Annotated in this window: 17 protein-coding genes; 8 read left to right on the top strand and 9 right to left on the bottom strand. The window is 59.9% G+C overall.

Going from position 1 to position 18668, the window contains the following annotated elements; translation table 11 throughout:
* Window positions 1-12: 12 nt before the first annotated feature.
* Entirely contained in the window at window positions 13-951 is a 939-nt protein-coding gene (ribF, locus tag AACY08_RS04725) for a bifunctional riboflavin kinase/FAD synthetase (RefSeq protein WP_339468372.1), read from the bottom strand.
* A 119-nt stretch (window positions 952-1070) separates the two neighbouring features.
* The gene (murJ, locus tag AACY08_RS04720; protein ID WP_339468371.1) at window positions 1071-2609 is read right to left on the bottom strand and encodes a murein biosynthesis integral membrane protein MurJ; all 1539 of its coding nucleotides are present in this window, start codon (window positions 2607-2609) and stop codon (window positions 1071-1073) included.
* A gap of 253 nt (window positions 2610-2862) precedes the next feature.
* Here murJ and rpsT point away from each other — a divergent pair, with 253 nt between their 5' ends.
* Window positions 2863-3141 (top strand): 30S ribosomal protein S20, encoded by a 279-nt coding sequence (rpsT, locus tag AACY08_RS04715; RefSeq protein ID WP_003188401.1) that lies wholly within the window; start codon window positions 2863-2865, stop codon window positions 3139-3141.
* Window positions 3142-3386: 245 nt separating this feature from the next.
* Here rpsT and AACY08_RS04710 read toward each other — a convergent pair whose 3' ends face one another.
* Window positions 3387-3872, bottom strand: coding sequence for an FKBP-type peptidyl-prolyl cis-trans isomerase (locus AACY08_RS04710; RefSeq protein ID WP_058412780.1), 486 nt, complete (start codon window positions 3870-3872; stop codon window positions 3387-3389).
* On the opposite strand from AACY08_RS04710, the gene AACY08_RS04705 reads away from it, so the two are divergent.
* The 3 genes from AACY08_RS04705 (at window position 3871) to AACY08_RS04695 (ending at window position 7240) form a co-directional block, all read left to right on the top strand.
* Window positions 3871-4161: a DUF3565 domain-containing protein gene (locus AACY08_RS04705; protein WP_339419699.1), complete on the top strand. Its 291-nt coding sequence runs from the start codon at window positions 3871-3873 to the stop codon at window positions 4159-4161. The two genes, AACY08_RS04710 and AACY08_RS04705, sit on opposite strands and share 2 nt — an antisense overlap.
* A 79-nt stretch (window positions 4162-4240) precedes the next feature.
* The gene (gene pta, locus AACY08_RS04700) at window positions 4241-6340 is read left to right on the top strand and encodes a phosphate acetyltransferase (RefSeq protein ID WP_049710079.1); all 2100 of its coding nucleotides are present in this window, start codon (window positions 4241-4243) and stop codon (window positions 6338-6340) included.
* Window positions 6341-7240, top strand: a complete 900-nt coding sequence (locus AACY08_RS04695) for an acyltransferase (protein WP_339468370.1) — start codon at window positions 6341-6343, stop codon at window positions 7238-7240.
* A 106-nt stretch (window positions 7241-7346) separates the two neighbouring features.
* On the opposite strand, the gene cysN is transcribed toward AACY08_RS04695, so the two are convergent.
* From cysN to AACY08_RS04675, 4 genes are all read right to left on the bottom strand, one after another.
* Complete coding sequence (cysN, locus tag AACY08_RS04690; RefSeq protein ID WP_339468369.1) at window positions 7347-9245, bottom strand: sulfate adenylyltransferase subunit CysN; 1899 nt, start codon at window positions 9243-9245, stop codon at window positions 7347-7349.
* Window positions 9246-9298: 53 nt separating this feature from the next.
* Window positions 9299-9640 (bottom strand): four helix bundle protein, encoded by a 342-nt coding sequence (locus AACY08_RS04685; protein ID WP_339468368.1) that lies wholly within the window; start codon window positions 9638-9640, stop codon window positions 9299-9301.
* Window positions 9641-9744: 104 nt separating this feature from the next.
* Window positions 9745-10662: a sulfate adenylyltransferase subunit CysD gene (gene cysD / locus AACY08_RS04680; RefSeq protein ID WP_049710083.1), complete on the bottom strand. Its 918-nt coding sequence runs from the start codon at window positions 10660-10662 to the stop codon at window positions 9745-9747.
* Window positions 10663-10907: 245 nt separating this feature from the next.
* On the bottom strand, window positions 10908-11666 hold the full coding sequence (locus AACY08_RS04675) for a Nif3-like dinuclear metal center hexameric protein (RefSeq protein WP_339468367.1): 759 nt from the start codon (window positions 11664-11666) through the stop codon (window positions 10908-10910).
* A 102-nt stretch (window positions 11667-11768) separates the two neighbouring features.
* On the opposite strand from AACY08_RS04675, the gene algW reads away from it, so the two are divergent.
* The gene (gene algW, locus AACY08_RS04670; RefSeq protein WP_339468366.1) at window positions 11769-12923 is read left to right on the top strand and encodes a Do family serine endopeptidase AlgW; all 1155 of its coding nucleotides are present in this window, start codon (window positions 11769-11771) and stop codon (window positions 12921-12923) included.
* Window positions 12924-13035: 112 nt separating this feature from the next.
* The gene (locus tag AACY08_RS04665) at window positions 13036-15132 is read left to right on the top strand and encodes a TonB-dependent siderophore receptor (RefSeq protein WP_339468365.1); all 2097 of its coding nucleotides are present in this window, start codon (window positions 13036-13038) and stop codon (window positions 15130-15132) included.
* An 81-nt stretch (window positions 15133-15213) separates the two neighbouring features.
* On the opposite strand, the gene hemH is transcribed toward AACY08_RS04665, so the two are convergent.
* Window positions 15214-16239, bottom strand: a complete 1026-nt coding sequence (gene hemH, locus AACY08_RS04660) for a ferrochelatase (protein ID WP_339468364.1) — start codon at window positions 16237-16239, stop codon at window positions 15214-15216.
* Window positions 16240-16253: 14 nt separating this feature from the next.
* Window positions 16254-17153 (bottom strand): TIGR01777 family oxidoreductase, encoded by a 900-nt coding sequence (locus AACY08_RS04655; protein WP_339468363.1) that lies wholly within the window; start codon window positions 17151-17153, stop codon window positions 16254-16256.
* A gap of 210 nt (window positions 17154-17363) precedes the next feature.
* Here AACY08_RS04655 and AACY08_RS04650 point away from each other — a divergent pair, with 210 nt between their 5' ends.
* Entirely contained in the window at window positions 17364-18350 is a 987-nt protein-coding gene (locus tag AACY08_RS04650; RefSeq protein WP_339419564.1) for an NAD(P)/FAD-dependent oxidoreductase, read from the top strand.
* Window positions 18347-18562, top strand: a complete 216-nt coding sequence (locus AACY08_RS04645; protein ID WP_049710090.1) for a TIGR02450 family Trp-rich protein — start codon at window positions 18347-18349, stop codon at window positions 18560-18562. The genes AACY08_RS04650 and AACY08_RS04645 overlap by 4 nt, the downstream gene beginning before the upstream one ends.
* The last annotated feature ends 106 nt before the right edge of the window (window positions 18563-18668 follow it).

The raw sequence follows: 18668 nt of genomic DNA, 5'->3' as shown, positions 1-18668 counted from the left end.
AAGGCTCTTCGGTTAGCGATGGGCGCTAGGTGCGGCTAGTGCACGGGCGGCGGCGACATCCGCATTGATCGCCGTTTTCAACGCCTCAAGGGAGGCGAAACGCTGCTCTTCACGCAGCTTCTGGTGGAAAACCACCGTCAAACGCCGGTCATACAGATCACCGGCAAAATCCAAAAGGTGAACTTCCAGGTGGGCCTTGCCATCACCTGCAACCGTGGGCCTGACGCCTATGTTGGCGACTCCCGGCCACGCTTGGCCGTCGATGTCGACGCTCACCAGATACACCCCGGTCAGCGGCACACGACGACGTTTGAGTTGCACGTTGGCGGTTGGCGTGCCCAATTGGCGCGCCAGCTTCTGGCCGTGCAGGACCCGACCGGCAATGCGGAACGGGCGACCGAGCAAACGCCCGGCCAAGGCGAAGTCGGCAGCGGCCAGGGCGTTACGCACCTGGGTACTGCTCACGCGCAGGCCATCCAGTTCGACGGTTTGCGCGGCTTCGACGGTAAACCCCTGGTTGGCGCCGGCCTGTTGCAGGAAATCGAAATCCCCGACGCGGTCGCAACCAAAGCGGAAGTCGTCACCGACCTCCAAATGCTGCACGCCCAGACCATCGACCAGGATGCGTTCGACAAACTCGGCGGCGCTCAGGCCTTGCAAGCGCTGGTTGAAAGCCAGGCAAAGGACGCGGTCCACACCTTCTTCAGCCAGCAATTGCAGCTTGTCCCGCAAGCGGGCAAGACGCGCCGGCGCTGTCTCGGGGGTAAAGTATTCACGCGGCTGCGGCTCAAAAATCACCACGCAGCTGGGCACGCCCAACTCGACTGCACGCTCGCGCAGCCGGGCCAGGATAGCCTGGTGACCACGGTGAACACCGTCAAAGTTGCCAATAGTGGCGACGCAGCCCCGATGTCCAGGGCGCAGGTTGTGGAGACCTCGAACCAGCTGCATAACGCGCTTCTTGCTCATAAAGTGGTCGATTATAACCACACCCGGCTCCGGACGACAGGCAACAGCACAGGCCAAATGGATCGAATCGATAAAACAACCGTTTTATTGCGACAAACTCTCTAGCTCAGTGACTTGCGATTGAAATCCCGCAGGCGGAAGCCTTGCAGCAGCAACATCCCGAAGTACACCGCCACGCCGGCGACTACCAGCACGCCAAGGCGCATAAAGCGTTGCAGCATCTGGCCCTCGTCCCATGCGGGCATATAGTGCATCAAGCCCAGTAGCACGGCCGACATCACCGCCACCGCTACCAGCAATTTGAGGGCAAACAGGCCCCAACCGGGCTGCGGCAGGAACATTTGCTGCTTGCGCAGCTGGTAAAACAACAGCCCGGCATTGATGCACGCACCGACACTGATCGCCAGCGCCAGGCCGGCATGGGCCAGCGGGCCGATAAATACCAGGTTGAGCAGTTGCGTGACGATCAGCGTGAAAATCGCGATTTTCACCGGTGTACGAATGTTTTGCTGGGCGTAGAAGCCTGGGGCCAGCACCTTGATCACGATAATGCCGAGCAACCCTACGGAATAGGCGACCAGTGCGTACTGCGTCATCAATGCATCGTGGGCATCGAATTGGCCGTATTGAAACAGCGACACGGTCAGCGGCTCCGCCAGAATCCCCAGGGCCAGGGCACATGGCAGTACCAACACGAAGCACAGGCGCAGGCCCCAGTCGAGGATGCGCGAGTATTCCTGGCGGTCCTTGCTGGCATAGGTGCGCGCCAGGGTCGGCAGCAAAATCGTGCCCAGCGCCACGCCGAGCACGCCGGACGGCAATTCCATCAAGCGATCGGCGTAGTACATCCACGACACCGAGCCGGACACCAGCAGCGAAGCGAACGCCGTGTTGATAATCAGGGAAATCTGGCTGACTGAGACGCCGAGGATCGCCGGCAGCATATTGCGCATCACGCGCCAGACGCCTGTGTCCTTGAGGTTCAGGCGCGGCAACACGAGCATGCCGATCTTTTTCAGGTGGGGCAGTTGGTAGAGCAATTGCGCCAAGCCGCCGGCCAGCACTGCCCAGCCCAGCGCCATCACAGGAGGATCGAAGTACGGCGTGAGAAACAGCGCGAAGATGATCATGCTGACGTTCAGCAGGGTCGGCACGAAGGCCGGCACCGAGAAGCGGTTCCAGGTATTGAGGATCGCCCCGGCCAGCGATGAAAGGGAGATCAGCAATATATAAGGAAAGGTCACGCGCAGCAGGTCAGTGGTCAGCGCGAATTTTTCCGGCGTATTGGCGAAACCCGGGGCCGTGGCCCAGATGACCCAGGGAGCAGCAAGCATGCCGAGCACGGTCACCAGCATCAGCACCAGGGTCAACAGGCCCGAGACATAGGCAATAAAGGTGCGCGTCGCTTCCTCTCCCTGCAGGGTCTTGTATTCCGCCAGGATGGGCACGAACGCCTGGGAAAACGCGCCTTCGGCGAAGATCCGCCGCAACAGGTTGGGCAATTTGAAGGCAATAAAGAAGGCATCCGTGGCCATGCTGGCGCCGAAAATGCGCGCCAGCAGGGTGTCACGCACAAACCCCAAAACCCGGGAGATCATTGTGATAGAGCTGACGGCGGCCAGCGATTTGAGCAGATTCATTGAAAGAGTTTGCGCCTATAGATAAACAGCAGGCGAAAGAAGCGCCCACTTATGCGATACTGCGCGCCTGCAACAGCACAGAGCCAAAGCTCGCGAGTTTACAGGTCAAGCGCCGGAAATAAATCACCCGCCTCTTCAGATCGACCACTCAGCAGTTCGCATCAGCCGCTCTTGACAACACATCAAGTGATCGGCATGATTCGCGGCCTATTTTGTTTGCTATTTCCTAAAAAGTCTTTCGAGGAGCTCGACGGTGGCCAACACACCTTCCGCCAAAAAACGTGCAAAACAGGCTGAGAAGCGTCGCAGCCACAACGCCAGCCTGCGTTCCATGGTTCGTACCTACATCAAGAATGTAGTTAAAGCCATCGACACCAAAGACGCTGAAAAAGCCCAAGCTGCTTACGTTCTGGCTGTGCCAGTTATCGACCGTATGGCCGATAAAGGCATCATCCACAAGAACAAGGCCGCTCGTCATAAGAGCCGCCTGAATGGCCACATCAAGGCTCTGAGCGTTCCTGCTGCAGCCTAAGTGGTAACAACTGCAACGCAACCCAGGTTGTGAAACAGTTAAGAAATGCCCCGTACCGAAAGGTACGGGGCATTTTTGTGTGTGCCCCAAAATTACCACTGCCTCCTGTGTGAGCGGGCTTGTCGAATCGTCGCACCGCACGCTCACTACAAAAGCCCGGCAATCCGACTGAACGCTTTCAGACAGACAAAAAAACGCCCCGAACCAGTCGGGGCGTTTTTGCTAGCAACTGATCAATGCATCAATCAGTGGTGATGACCGCCTTCACCGTGGACGTGGCCGTGAGCCACTTCTTCCTCAGAAGCGTCGCGGATGGCAACGATCTTCACTTGGAAGTTCAGGCGCTGGCCAGCCAGAGGGTGGTTGCCGTCGACGGTAACGTCGTCGCCGTCCAGGTCACGGATGGTGACGATCTGCATTTGGCCGTCCGGAGCGGAGGCGTGGAACTGCATGCCTACTTCCAGTTCGTCAACGCCTTCGAACATGCTGCGGCTCAGCGTGCTGACCAACTCGGCCGAGTATTCGCCGTAGGCATCTTCAGGTTCTACGGCAACAGTCAGCTCATCACCGACGCTCTTGCCTTCCAGCGCCTTTTCCAGGCCTGGGATAATGTTACCTGCGCCTTGCAGGTAGACCAGCGGCGCGCCGCCGGCGGAACTGTCGATGACCTCACCAGCGTCATTGGTCAGGGTATAGTCGATGGAGACAGCCTTGTTAGCGGCGATCGTCATGGGGCGAGACCTTTTGCATAAGAATGAAGAACGGACAAGTCTAAACAAGGATTTGCCCGAAAGCGAACAGAACCCGGACGGACGGGGTCAGACAAGCCACTCGGCGATCACCGGCTTTCATCAGGATGAAGACCGGCACTGGGTTGCCGAGCTTTCCTGCGGCCACACTCAGCACCTGCGCCACCAGCCGCCCTGGCAGTCGCGCGCCTGGGTGCTTGACCCCGCGCAACGTATTGAAAAAATAGGCCAGCCCTTTGCCTGCGGCTGGTGTGCGCAAGTGCACGAATAACGATAACCTTGGCATCTGATTCGCGGTAGACGCTCAGCCATAGAGCGCCACCCAAGCCATGCAACTCCAGAGAATTCGCATGCAAACTTTTTTTATCGCGCCCACCGATTTTGGTGTGGGTCTGACCTCCATCAGCCTTGGGCTGGTGCGTACCCTTGAGCGAGCCGGGCTGAAAGTCGGCTTTTTCAAACCGATTGCTCAACCACACCCGGGCGACACTGGCCCTGAACGCTCCACCGAACTGATAGCGCGCACCCACGGCCTCAAGCCGCCACAACCCCTGGGCCTGGCCCATGTCGAGCGGATGCTTGGCGACGGCCAGCTCGACGAGTTGCTGGAAGAAATCATCACGCTGTACCAACAGGCCGCTGTGGGAAAGGACGTGCTGATCGTCGAAGGCATGGTGCCGACCCGCAGCGCCAGCTATGCAGCGCGGGTCAACCTGCACCTGGCGAAGAGCCTGGATGCGGAAGTGATCTTGGTCTCGGCTCCGGAAAACGAAGTGCTCACCGAACTCTCCGGCCGCGTGGAATTGCAGGCGCAACTGTTCGGCGGCCCGAAAGACCCGAAAGTACTCGGCGTGATCCTTAACAAGGTGCGCACCGACGAAAGCATGGAAGCCTTCTCCGCGCGCCTCAAGGAACATTCGCCCCTGTTGCGCAGCGGTGATTTCCGCCTGCTGGGCTGCATCCCCTACCAGCCCGAACTCAACGCCCCACGCACCCGCGACGTGGCCGACCTGATGGGCGCGCAGATCCTCAACGCCGGCGACTACGAAACCCGCCGCATGACCAAAATCATCATCTGCGCCCGCACCATGCGAAATACCGTGGAATTGCTCAAGCCCGGCGTGCTGGTGGTCACACCCGGCGACCGCGACGACATCATCCTCGCCGTCAGCCTGGCCGCGATCAATGGCGTGCCGCTGGCAGGCCTGTTGCTCACCAGCGACACCCTGCCAGACCCGCGCATCATGGATTTATGCCGAGGCGCATTCCAGGCCGGCCTGCCGGTGCTGTCGGTGAGCACCGGTTCCTACGACACTGCCAACCAGCTCAACAGCCTCAATAAAGAAATTCCCATCGATGACCGCGAGCGCGCGGAAATCATCACCGATTTCGTCGCCAGTCACCTCGATGCGCGCTGGCTGCACCAGCGTTGCGGCACGCCGCGGGAGATGCGCCTGTCGCCGGCGGTGTTCCGCTACCAGCTGATCCAGCGTGCCCAGGCCGCCAACAAGCGCATTGTGTTGCCGGAAGGCAGCGAACCGCTGACCGTACAAGCCGCCGCCATCTGCCAGGCACGCGGCATTGCTCGCTGCGTGTTGCTGGCCAAGCCGGCGGATGTGGAAGCGGTCGCCCGCGCCCAAGGCATCGAATTGCCCGAAGGGCTGGAGATTCTCGACCCGGACCTGATCCGCCAGCGCTATGTGGAACCGATGGTCGCGCTGCGTAAGAGCAAGAGCCTCAACGCGCCGATGGCCGAGCAGCAACTGGAAGACACCGTGGTGATCGCCACCATGATGCTCGCGCTGGATGAAGTGGACGGGCTGGTTTCCGGCGTTATCCACTCCACCGCCAATACCATCCGCCCTGCCCTGCAGTTGATCAAGACCGCACCGGGTTGCACGCTGGTGTCGTCGGTGTTTTTCATGCTGTTCCCTGAGCAGGTGCTGGTGTACGGCGACTGTGTGATGAACCCGCACCCGAGCGCCGCCGAACTGGCGGAGATCGCCCTGCAAAGCGCTGACTCGGCCGCTGCCTTCGGCATCACGCCGCGCGTGGCGATGATCAGCTATTCCAGCGGCGACTCGGCCAGCGGCGAGGAAGTGGAGAAAGTCCGCGAAGCCACCCTGCTCGCCCATGAACAGCAAAGCTCACTGCTGATCGACGGCCCGCTGCAATACGATGCCGCGGCCAACGAAGCCGTGGCCCGCCAACTGGCCCCCGACAGCCTGGTTGCCGGCAAGGCCACGGTGTTCGTGTTCCCCGACCTGAACACCGGCAACACCACCCACAAAGCGGTACAACGCAGCGCCGATTGCGTGAGCCTGGGGCCGATGCTCCAAGGCCTGCGCAAACCTGTCAACGACCTGCCGCGTGGCGCCCAGGTGGACGACATTGTGTACACGATCGCGCTCACCGCGATCCAAGCCGCCAACCGACCTATGGATATCTAAATGCTGGATTTTCTACCTGCCGCCGTGCGCGGGGTGATCGCATCGCTGTTGCTGGCGCTGAACACGATCCTGCTGTGCTCGTTCTTGTTTATCGTCGCACTGTTCAAGGCGCTGCCGTTTGCCAAGGGTTTCAGCGAATGGCTGATGAACCACACACATGAGGCCTGGGTCACCAACAACAAGGGCTGGATGAACCTGGTCCGGCGCACGCGCTGGCACCTTAAAGGCCTCGAGGGCCTGGATTACCAGCACTCCTACCTGGTGACCAGCAATCACCAGAGCTGGGTCGACATCATGGTGCTGCAATATGTGCTGAACCGTCGGATCCGCCCGCTGAAGTTCTTCCTCAAGCAGGAGCTGATCTGGGTGCCGGTCATCGGCCTGGCATGGTGGGCGCTGGGCTTCCCGTTCATGAAGCGCTACACCAAGGCTTATCTGGAAAAACACCCGGAGAAAAAAGGCAAGGACCTGGAAACTACGCGCAAGACTTGTGCGAAGTTTCGCGACAACCCGGTGGGAATTTTCAACTTTGCCGAAGGCACGCGGTTTACCCCCGGTAAGCATGCGCAGCAGAACTCGCCGTTTCGCTATTTGCTCAAGCCCAAGGCCGGCGGTATCGCGTTTGTGCTGGACGCGATGGGTGAGCAATTGAAGTCATTGGTCAACGTGACCATTCACTACCCTACCGGGCGCCCTGGGTATTGGGATTTGCTGTGCGGGAATGTGAAGGACGTGGTGGTGCAGTTTGAAGAGGTGCAGATCCCGGCTGAGTTCATTGGAAAGAATTATGAGCAGGAGGGGGAGTATCGGCTGGCGTTCCAGGGGTGGATCAATCGGTTGTGGGAAGAGAAGGATCAATTGCTGGAGAAACTGCACACAGAATTCCCAGGCAAACAGTGATCAAAATGGGGGAGCGGGCTTGATAATGTAAAAAGCCCGCCACCGATGACTCGGTGGCGGGCTTTTTCTTGCCGCTTGAAACTAGCAGCTTGTCACTGCTCCCCTCTTAGATCGCGCCGCGCTGACGCAACAACTCCAGCACTTGCTTGACGCTGTCTTCCAGCGACAGGGCCTGGGTGTCGATGACCAGATCGGCATTCAACGGCACGTCATACGGGAAGGACTCGCCAGGGATGTTATCCCCACCCGCCGCGTACAGGCCTTGCGGATCACGCTCGGCACACACCAGCGGTGACGCTTGCACGTACACCGTCAGCAGACGGTCATCGCCGATCAGCGCCTTGGCCTGTTCACGGCCTTCGGCATCGGGTGCGACGAACGCGGCCAGGGTCAGCAGGCCCGCTTCGTTGAACTGACGCGCCACGTGAGCGGCACGACGCCAGTTCTCGGTGCGCCCGGCACGGTCCTGCGGCAAACCTTTGTTGAGGTCGTGACGCAGGTTCTGGCCGTCCAGTACAAACACCGCACGGCCCATGTCGAACAGCTTGCGCTCAACTGCGTAGGCCAAGGTGCTCTTGCCGGCGCCGGACAGGCCGCTGAACAAAACGGTGGCCGGCTGCTGGCCGAAGCGCAGGGCACGTTCTTCGGTGGCCACGTGGGCCAGCCTGCCGTGCTGCGACGCGCTGCCGTGAGTGACTGGCGGTGCGATGATCATGCCCGCGGCCACAGTGCCGTTGGTCAAGCGGTCGATGACGATGAACGCACCGGTGGTGCGGTTGCTGTCGTAACCGTCCAGGGCGATGGCCGCGTCGAGGCTGACCTTGACCCGGCCAATCTCGTTCAACTGCAGCGAACTCGCCGGGCCTTCGGCCAAGGTGTTCACATCCACACGGTGCACGATGCTGGTGATGGAACCCGGCACGTAGCTTGTGGCGCGCTTGATGTCGTATTTCTTGCCCGGCAGCATCGGTTCTTCGGCCATCCACACCAGCATGGCGTCGAAAGCGTCGGTCACTTGCGGCACGTTGTCGGCATGTACCAACAGGTCGCCACGGGAAATGTCGATCTCGTCTTCCATGGTCAGCGTCACTGCTTGACCAGGGCCGGCGTGCTCCAACTCCCCTTCAAAGGTGACAATGGATTTGACGCGGCTGCTCTTGCCCGACGGCAGCACCACGACTTCGTCGCCCTTGTGCACGATGCCGCTGGCCAGGGTGCCGGCGAAACCACGGAAGTTCAGGTTCGGACGGTTGACGTACTGCACCGGGAAACGCAGGTCAGTGTAGTTGCGGTCGTTGGCGATCTCGACGGTTTCGAGGATCTCCATCAGCGACTGCCCGGTGTACCAGGGCGAACGCTCGCTCTTGTTGACCACGTTATCGCCTTTGAGCGCCGACATCGGCACAAAGGCCATGGTGCTCGGCTTGAAGGCAATGCCATCGGCAAACTTCAGGTAATCGGCCTTGATCGACTCGAATACGCTTTGGTCAAAGCCATTGATGTCCATCTTGTTGACGGCGATCACGATGTGCTTGATGCCCAGCAACGAGGCGATATAGCTGTGGCGTCGGGTCTGGGTCTGCACGCCGTAGCGGGCGTCGATCAGGATGATCGCCAGGTCACAGGTGGACGCTCCGGTGGCCATGTTGCGGGTGTACTGCTCATGGCCGGGGGTGTCGGCGATGATGAATTTGCGCTTGGCGGTAGAGAAGTAGCGATAGGCAACATCAATGGTGATGCCTTGCTCACGCTCAGCCTGCAGGCCGTCGACCAGCAACGCCAGGTCGATGTCGTCCCCAGTGGTGCCGGACTTCTTCGAATCGCGGGTGATGGCTTCCAGGTGATCTTCGTAGATCATCTTGGAGTCGTGCAGCAGGCGCCCGATCAGGGTGCTCTTGCCGTCGTCGACGTTGCCGCAGGTCAGGAAGCGCAACATTTCCTTGCGCTCGTGCTGGCCCAGGTAAGCGAGGATGTCCTCGCTGATCAAATCAGATTGATGGCTCATTGTGTTTAAGCTCCGAGCTGTAAGCTTCAAGCGGCAAGCTTGTCGGCGTACAGCTAGTCAGAAATTTTGTTGATCAGGCCGCAGAGCATTTTTGAGAGCTCGCGAGTTTCTGTAATCCAGTTATCAGCCAGCGGCTGGGCGATGTAGGCAATGTCACTACCGATGAGAATCTGCGTACGCAACTCTCCATAAGAGGCCTTCGCAATCCAAAGAAAACGGATCTTTTCTTTGTCACTGCAACGCTCCATGCCTTCAGCAATGTTGGAGGGCACTGAAAGCGCTGAGCGGGTAATCTGATCCTTGAAGCCCAGATCCCGGCACTGCGCAAACTCTCGATAGATTCCCACCGCTAAACTCTTGCTTCTCTGCCAAACAACCAACTTCTCGAAATCCATTACGAGTCACTCAATCGCGGCTCGCAACAACCGGCTGCAAGCACCAAGCTACAAAATTACGTATACCGCCCTTAACTTGCAGCTTGGAGCTTGTAACTCGAAGCTTAGAAATACCCCTGCCGTTTTTTATCTTCCATCGAGCCTGCGCCATCGTGGTCGATGACACGGCCCTGGCGCTCGGAAGTTCGCGTCAGGAGCATTTCCTGAATGATGTCCGTCAGCGTCTCGGCTTCGGACTCCACCGCGCCCGTCAATGGGTAGCAGCCAAGGGTACGGAAACGGACTTTCTTTTTGACGATTCGGGCTTTGTCTTCGTCGGACAGGTGTTCGAGGATGCGGTCGTCGTCGATCATGATCAACGTGCCGTTCTTCTCGATCACGTCGCGCTCGGCGGCGAAGTACAGCGGTACGATCGGGATGCCTTCCAGGTAGATGTACTGCCAGATGTCCAGCTCGGTCCAGTTGGACAGCGGGAACACGCGGATGGATTCGCCCTTGTTGACGTTGCCGTTGTAGACGTTCCACAGCTCCGGGCGCTGGTTTTTCGGGTCCCAGCGGTGCTTGCTGTCGCGGAACGAGTACACGCGCTCTTTGGCGCGGGATTTCTCTTCATCGCGACGGGCACCGCCGAATGCTGCGTCGAAACCATGCTTGTCCAGGGCCTGCTTGAGGCCTTCGGTCTTCATGATGTCGGTGTGCTTGGCGCTGCCGTGGGTGAACGGGTTGATGCCCTGCGCCACGCCATCCGGGTTGATGTGGGTGATCAGGTCCAGGCCAAGCTCTTCGACCATTTTGTCGCGGAACTTGTACATTTCCTGGAATTTCCAGCGGGTGTCGACGTGCATCACTGGGAACGGCAGTTTGCCCGGGAAGAAGGCCTTGCGTGCCAGATGCAGCATCACGGCGGAGTCTTTACCGATCGAGTAGAGCATCACCGGGTTGTCGAACTCGGCGGCGACCTCGCGGATGATGTGGATGCTTTCCGCCTCCAGCTGTTTCAGATGCGTCAGTTTGTCGACCATGGTTACTCACGGAAAAACGATCTTGTGGACGGCCAGCGGGCCGTGTTCGAGCGGGGCATGCTAGCACAGCACCTGCTTCTATTCAGGGCGCCAGCTAGATCGAAACGGTATATGAATATGCCCCCAAGTTTGGGCTTCCTGTGGCTGCTGGCTTGCCTGTGATGCAAGCACCGCGGTCAGTCAGGTGAACCGCAGCGATGCGTTCGCAGGTAAGCCAGCGCCCACAGTTTGTCCCGTGGTGAGGCTCAGATCGGGTTAGGGCAATCGATGAAAATATGTTCCAGCGCGAAGCGCCGCGCCAGGTAATCGCCCAGCGCCTGCACACCATAGCGCTCAGTCGCATGGTGGCCGGCGGCGATGAAGCTGATGTCGTTTTCGCGGGCGCTGTGGAAGGTCTGCTCCGAGGCCTCGCCGCTCAGGAACAGGTCGACGCCGACAGCAATCGCGTTGTCGATATAGCCCTGACCACCGCCGGTGCACCAGCCGACGCGGCGGATCATTTCGCTGCCTTCGATCAACAGCGGCTCGCGCCCCATGACTTCTTGCACCCGGCGGGCAAAGTCGCGGGGCAACAGGGGCTCGGCAAGGGAGCCGACCAGGCCGACGACTTTGGGGTTGTTCGGGTCCATTGGGCCTTCGACGGTGATGTCGAGCTGACGCGCCAACTGCACGTTGTTGCCGACGTCGGGGTGCAGGTCCAGTGGCAGATGGTAGGCCAACAGGCTGATATCGTGCTTGAGCAGCGTCTTCAAGCGGCGCTGTTTCATGCCGGTGATACAAGGGTTTTCGCCTTTCCAGAAATAGCCGTGGTGCACCAGGATCAGGTCGGCCTGGGCTTCAACCGCCGCGTCCAGCAAGGCTTGGCTTGCGGTCACGCCGCTCACGATGCGCATCACCTGCGGGCGGCCCTCGACCTGCAGGCCATTGGGGCAATAATCAGCAATTTTTGCGCTGCCGAGGTAGCGGTCTGCTTCCTCGACGAGGGTGGTAAGGGGGACGGCCATAAAAGACTCCTAAATATCCCGTTCGAAGGCGCTCGCAGCCTCGTATAATGCGCGACATTATGGGCGCTCTCCCGCCCCCTGCAACCTGTCAGGACTTACTTGATGCTCAAGGCGCTGCGTTTTTTTGGATGGCCATTGTTGGCTGGCGTGCTGATCGCGATGCTGATTATTCAGCGTTTCCCCGAGCTGGTGGGTCTACCCAGCCTTGATGTGAACCTGCAACAGGCGCCGCAAACCAACGCGGTGGTGCAAGGTCCGGTGACTTATGCCGATGCGGTGGTTATTGCCGCCCCTGCCGTGGTTAACCTGTACACCACCAAGGTCATCAACAAACCGGCGCACCCACTGTTTGAGGACCCGCAGTTCCGCCGCTATTTCGGTGACAACGGGCCCAAGCAACGCCGCATGGAATCCAGCCTGGGTTCCGGGGTGATCATGAGCCCGGAAGGCTACATCCTTACCAACAACCACGTGACAACCGGCGCCGACCAGATCGTCGTGGCCCTGCGTGACGGCCGTGAAACCCTGGCGCGCGTAGTGGGCAGCGACCCGGAAACCGACCTCGCGGTCCTGAAGATCGATTTGAAAAGCCTGCCCTCCATCACCCTCGGCCGTTCCGACGGCTTGCGAGTAGGTGACGTGGCGCTGGCCATCGGCAACCCGTTCGGGGTGGGCCAGACGGTGACCATGGGCATTATCAGCGCTACCGGGCGTAACCAATTGGGCCTCAACAGCTACGAAGACTTCATCCAGACCGACGCCGCGATCAACCCGGGCAACTCGGGCGGTGCACTGGTGGATGCCAATGGCAACCTGACCGGCATCAACACGGCGATTTTCTCCAAGTCTGGCGGGTCACAGGGCATCGGGTTTGCGATCCCGGTAAAGCTGGCGATGGAAGTGATGAAATCGATCATCGAGCACGGCCAAGTGATTCGCGGCTGGTTGGGGATTGAAGTACAGCCGTTGACCAAGGAGCTGGCCGAATCGTTTGGCTTGACCGGGCGCCCAGGCATTGTGGTCGCCGGGATCTTCCGCGATGGCCCGGCGCAGAAAGCCGGCCTGCATCTGGGCGATGTGATCCTCAGCATCAACGGCGAACCGGCAGGCGATGGCCGCAAGTCGATGAACCAGGTCGCGCGGATCAAGCCGACCGACAAGGTGGCGATCCAGGTCATGCGCAACGGCAAGGAGATCAAGCTACTGGCAGAAATAGGCCTGCGCCCTCCGCCCGCGCCGGTTAAAGAAGAGGAATAAGCCGACTCATACAGGTGTCCGCTAGAGGACACCTGTAAGTTTATGTTTCAAAGCAATCCACTCTCATTGGTCATGTTATATTGTTTCAATATCGCTATTGGAACGCTCTATCATGCCGTCTCGAAAAATCGCGCCCTTGGCTGGCCTGGCCTTAGGCTTGCTGCTCGAACCCGCTTTCGCTGAAGAAAACACCCTGGAACTCGACACCATCAGTGTCACCACCGATGCCTATGAATCCGCCACCGGCCCGGTCAACGGCTACCGCGCCACCCGCTCCGCCAGCGCGACAAAAACCGACACTGCCATTCGTGACATCCCACAATCCATCAGCGTGATTCCCGCCACAGTGCTCAACGACCTGGGCAGTAACAACGTGGAACGTGCCTTGGAATTTGCCGGCGGTGTGTCCAAGCAAAACAACTTCGGCGGCCTCACCCTCTACGAATACAGTGTGCGCGGCTTCACCACGTCAGAGTTCTACCAGGACGGCTTCAGCGCCAACCGCGGCTACCCGAGCACACCGGATACGGCCAACATCGAGCGCATTGAAGTACTCAAGGGTCCCGCCGCCAGCCTGTATGGACGTGGCGACCCCGGCGGCACAGTGAATATCGTCACCAAGAAGCCTCAACCGGAAGCCTTCACCACCGTGCAAACCAGCGCCGGCAGTTGGGACCGCTACCGCACCGCCGTGGATGTGAACACCCCGCTGGACAGCGAAGGCAACGTGCTATCGCGGGTCAACCTGGCCGTGGAAGACAACCACAGCTTCCGCGATCACGTGCAGAGCAAGCGGGTATTCGTCGCGCCCTCGTTCAGTTGGCAACTGGACCCGGATACGAGCTTGCTGGTGGAAAGCGAATTCGTCCGCCACAGCTCTACCTTCGACCGCGGCATCGTCGACGCCAGCGGCGTATCGCGCTCCACCTTCCTCGGCGAGCCCAATGATGGCGACATCGACAACCACAACAACCGCATCCAGGCCACGCTGGAACATCACCTCAGCGACGCCTGGAAACTGCGCCTGGCCAGCCACTACAAACAAGGCAGCCTGTGGGGCGACGCTTCGGAAAACCGCACACTGAACCCCGACGGCCACACTATCAACCGCCGCTATCGCGAACGCTCCATGGGTTGGCACGACAGCATTACCCAGCTTGAACTGCGTGGGTTGTTCGACATTGGCAGCTGGCAGCATGAGCTGCTGGTCGGCACTGAATACGAGGACTACCGCAAGAAGGAACGCGTGATGGCTATCGGCGGCAGCGACTATGCCATCGACATCTACAACCCGGTCTACGGCAAGGCCAAACCCAACGGCGTGCGCTCCGGCACCGACTTCTTCGAACAGACCAAAAGCCAGGCACTGAACCTGCAAGACCAGATCATCTTCACCGATCGCTTGCGCGGCATGGTTGGCGCGCGCTTCGAGCATTTCGAACAAAGCACCGACGACTTCACACGCAATCACGCCAAGAGCCGGCAAACCCACGACGCCTTTACCCAACGCGCTGGCCTGCTCTACCAGCTAACGCCCGACGTCGGCGTGTTCGCCAACGCCTCTACCTCGTTCAAACCCAACAGCGGCCTGGATGCCAATGGCAGAACCTTCAAGCCGGAAGAAGGCGTGGGTTATGAAGTGGGGATCAAGAGCGAGCTGTTCGACGACCGCCTCAGCGCCACCCTCGCCGCGTTCCATATCGAAAAGGAAAACGTGCTGGCCCTGGACCCTGCCACCAACCTGAATCGCGCCATGGGCAAAGCGCGCAGCCAGGGCTTTGACCTGCAACTGACCGGGCAAGTGACCGATGCGGTACGGGTGATCGGCGCGTTTGCCTACATCGACGCCCAAGTCACCAAGGGCGACAAAGCCATTCCAGCCGGCAGCCGGATTCTCGGCGTGGCCAAGCGCAGCGGCAGTCTGTTGGGGGTGTATGAGTTTCAGGATGGCGCGTTGCGCGGATCCGATGTGGGTGCAGCGTTTACCTACGTGGGCGATCGTTCCGGTGAAGCTGGTACGCGTTTCGAACTGCCGGCTTACCACACGGTGGATCTGCTGGCCCATTACAAAGCCACGGAGAATGTCACCGTGGGTTTGAACTTAAACAACCTGTTTGATGAGAAGTACTACGAGCGGTCCTACAGCAGCTATTGGATCAATCCGGGTGAGCCGCGCAATCTCACGGTCAGCCTGACCCTCAAGCTGTAAACACAGTAAAAAATGTGGGAGCGCCGGAGCGACGATTCGCGAGCAAGCCCGCTCCCACAGTTTGATGTCATTCGGCTTAAGTTATAGCGTCGTGGGCGCTCTTTCACACAAGGTATTGAGCGCCTTCGCCCACTGCGGATCATCATTCAGGCACGGCACCAGCACCAACTCTTCGCCCCCAGCCTCGCGGAACTGCTCCAGCCCGCGATCGCCGATCTCTTCCAGCGTCTCGATGCAATCGGCGACAAACGCCGGGCACATCACCAGCAGCTTTTTCACACCTTGCTGGGCCAAGGCTTCCAGGCGGGCTTCGGTGTAGGGTTCGATCCACTTCGCCCGACCCAGGCGCGATTGGAAGGCCACCGACCATTTGCCCTCCGGCAAGCCCAGCCGTTCGGCGAAATCGCGGGCGACGCTGAAGCATTGCGCGCGGTAGCATGTCTGCAGCACCTCAGCCGATGCGTTCTTGCAGCAATCGGCGTCCTTGAAGCAATGCTGGCCCGTCGGGTCGAGCTTGGTCAGATGGCGCTCGGGCAGGCCGTGAAAACTCAGCAGCAGGTGATCGTAATCCTGCTCCACATAGGACCGCACGCTCGCCGCGAGAGCATCAAGGTATTCCGGCTGATCGTAGAACGGCTGCAAGATCGAGAATTGCACGTCCAACTGTTTATCGCGTACAACCCGCTTGGCCTCTTCAATCACAGTGGTCACCGTGCTGTCGGCAAACTGCGGATACAACGGCGCCAAGGTCACTTTGCGGATGCCTTGGGCGGCGAGGCGCGTCAGCACAGTTCCAATGGACGGCTCGCCGTAGCGCATCGCCAACTCCACCGGGCCTTGGGTCCACTGCGTGGTCATCTGCTGTTGCAGACGGCGGCTGAGCACCACCAGCGGCGAGCCCTCGTCCCACCAGATGGAGGCGTAGGCGTGCGCCGACTGCTCGGGGCGCTTGATCAGGATCAGCGACACCAGCAAGCGCCGCACCGGCCACGGCAGGTCGATCACATAAGGGTCCATCAGGAATTGATTGAGGTAGCTGCGCACATCGGCCACCGAAGTGGACTTTGGCGAGCCCAGATTGACCAGTAACAACGCGTGATCCGTCATGCAACATCCTATCTCTAGAGGCGGCTGGACAAGTCGTCCAGAGCCGCGCGCAACTCAGTGAACTGGAAAGTGAAACCAGCGGCCAGTAACCGTTCGGGCACCGCCTTCTGCCCACCCAACAAAAGGCCGGACAACTCGCCCAGGCCCACCTTCAACGCAAAGGCCGGCATCGGCATGAACGCCGGGCGGTGCAGCACCTGGCCCAGGGTTTTCGCAAACTCGCGATTGCGCACCGGGTGTGGCGCGCAGGCATTATAAGGACCGCCGGCGTCAGGCTTGTGCAGAAGAAAATCAATCAGGGCGATTTGATCCTTTATATGGACCCACGGCATCCACTGCCGACCATTACCGATAGGCCCGCCCAGCGCCAGTTTGAAAGGCAGCAACAGCCGCGACAAAAAGCCGCCCTCAGCCGCCAGCACCAGCCCGGTACGTACCAGCACTACGCGAATGCCCAAGACTTCGGCGCGCTGGGCGGTTTCCTCCCAGGCGATGCACAGCTGGCTGGAGAAATCGTCCTGCACGGGGCCGCTGGCTTCGGTCAATTCGCGTTCACCGCCATCGCCATACCAGCCCACCGCCGAGCCGGAAATCAACACCGCTGGTTTTTGTGCCAGGCCTTCAAGCCACGCCAGCAAGGTTTCGGTGAGGCTGATACGACTGCTCCACAGCAAGGCCTTGCGCTTGTGGGTCCAGGGGCGATCGGCGATGGCGGCGCCGGCGAGGTTAATGACCGCATCCACCGGGCCGATAACCTCTTGTAGGCGACCAACCCCCGACACCTGGTCGCCACACGACTTGGCGACCTGGTCCGGATGACGACTCCACACCGTCAGGCGATGGCCCTGTGCAAGCCAGTGTTGGCAGAGTTGGCGGCCGATCAGGCCAGTACCGCCGGTCAGCAAAATGTGCATGGGACGCTCCTCATGTAACGTTCGCCGCCGATCACTGGTCTATTTTATAAGCAGGGATCAATTTGAACGGGCGTAACGTTGGATTAAGCCTCTGGGTTAACCATAGGTCACGCCGTAAGAACAGGTAAGCCAAAACTTATACCAAAAAACAATATTGTACAGCTATTGGTGTCGGCGTAGTCTGTACCCAACGGTAAAACGAGGCCTCCCATGACTGTTCCCATCGCGATCATCGGCACCGGCATCGCCGGTCTCTCCGCCGCCCGAGCGTTACAAGACGCGGGGCACGTTGTACAACTCTTCGATAAAAGCCGCGGCAGCGGTGGCCGCATGTCCAGCAAGCGCAGCGATGCCGGTGCCCTGGACATGGGTGCGCAGTACTTCACCGCCCGCGACCGGCGCTTCGTCAACGAAGTCCAGCGCTGGCAAAGTAACGGTTGGGCCGAGCAATGGAAGCCCCAGCTGTACAACTTCAAGTCCGGCCAACTCACACCCTCCCCCGATGAACAGATCCGCTGGGTCGGCACTCCCCGCATGAGCGCGATCACCCGCGCCCTGCTCGACGACCTGCCGGTGGCGTTTGGTTGCCGCATCACCGAAGTGTTCCAGGGCAAACAACACTGGAACCTGTTGGACGCCGACGGCGAGAACCACGGCCCGTTCAGCCACGTGATCATCGCCACCCCGGCTCCGCAAGCCACCGCGCTGCTGGCCGCCGCTCCCAAGCTGGCGAGCGCCGCCGCCGGGGTGAAAATGGACCCGACCTGGGCCATCGCCCTGGCGTTCGACACCCCACTGGATACGCCCATGCAAGGCTGCTTTGTACAAGATAGCCCCCTCGATTGGCTGGCGCGCAACCGCAGCAAACCAGGGCGCGACGCCACACTCGACACCTGGGTATTGCACGCCACCAGTGCCTGGAGCAAGGCCCACCTGGACCTGTCCAGAGAGGCCGTGATCGAGCACCTGCACGGTGCTTTCGCCGAACTGCTGCACAGCGCCATGCCCGCGCCGTCGTTCAGCCTGGCGCACCGCTGGCTCTACGCACGACCATCCAGCAGCCACGAATTCGGCGTGCTGGCTGATGCCGACCTCGGCCTATATGTGTGTGGCGACTGGTGCCTGTCGGGCCGCGTCGAGGGCGCATGGCTCAGCGGCCAGGAAGCCGCGCGACGCCTGATCGAGCACCTGCAATGAACCGTATCAATCCCGCCAAATTGCTGCTGTCGAAGTGGACAGCAGCACGCCCCCGAAACAAGGAAAAACACTTTCTGGTCACCGAATTGTTTCGCGACGATGAAGGCACCGTACTGGAAATCGAACTGCAAGCCGTCATGACCCGGCGCAGCGAACGCCTGCCCTGGCAAACCCTGCAAGATATCGACGCCTGGAAAATCGGCTGGAAATAGACCGCACGCAAAACTTGTACAAATAATTTGACTTGTACAGCACCGAACCTATGATGAGGTTTAGTTGTACAACATTTTTATCTTGTACAGGAACCTTGCAGAGGGT

Source organism: Pseudomonas sp. EL_65y_Pfl1_R83, assembly GCF_963970695.1.
Taxonomy (GTDB): domain Bacteria; phylum Pseudomonadota; class Gammaproteobacteria; order Pseudomonadales; family Pseudomonadaceae; genus Aquipseudomonas; species Aquipseudomonas tritici.
This window is presented reverse-complemented; position numbering and strand designations above follow the sequence as displayed.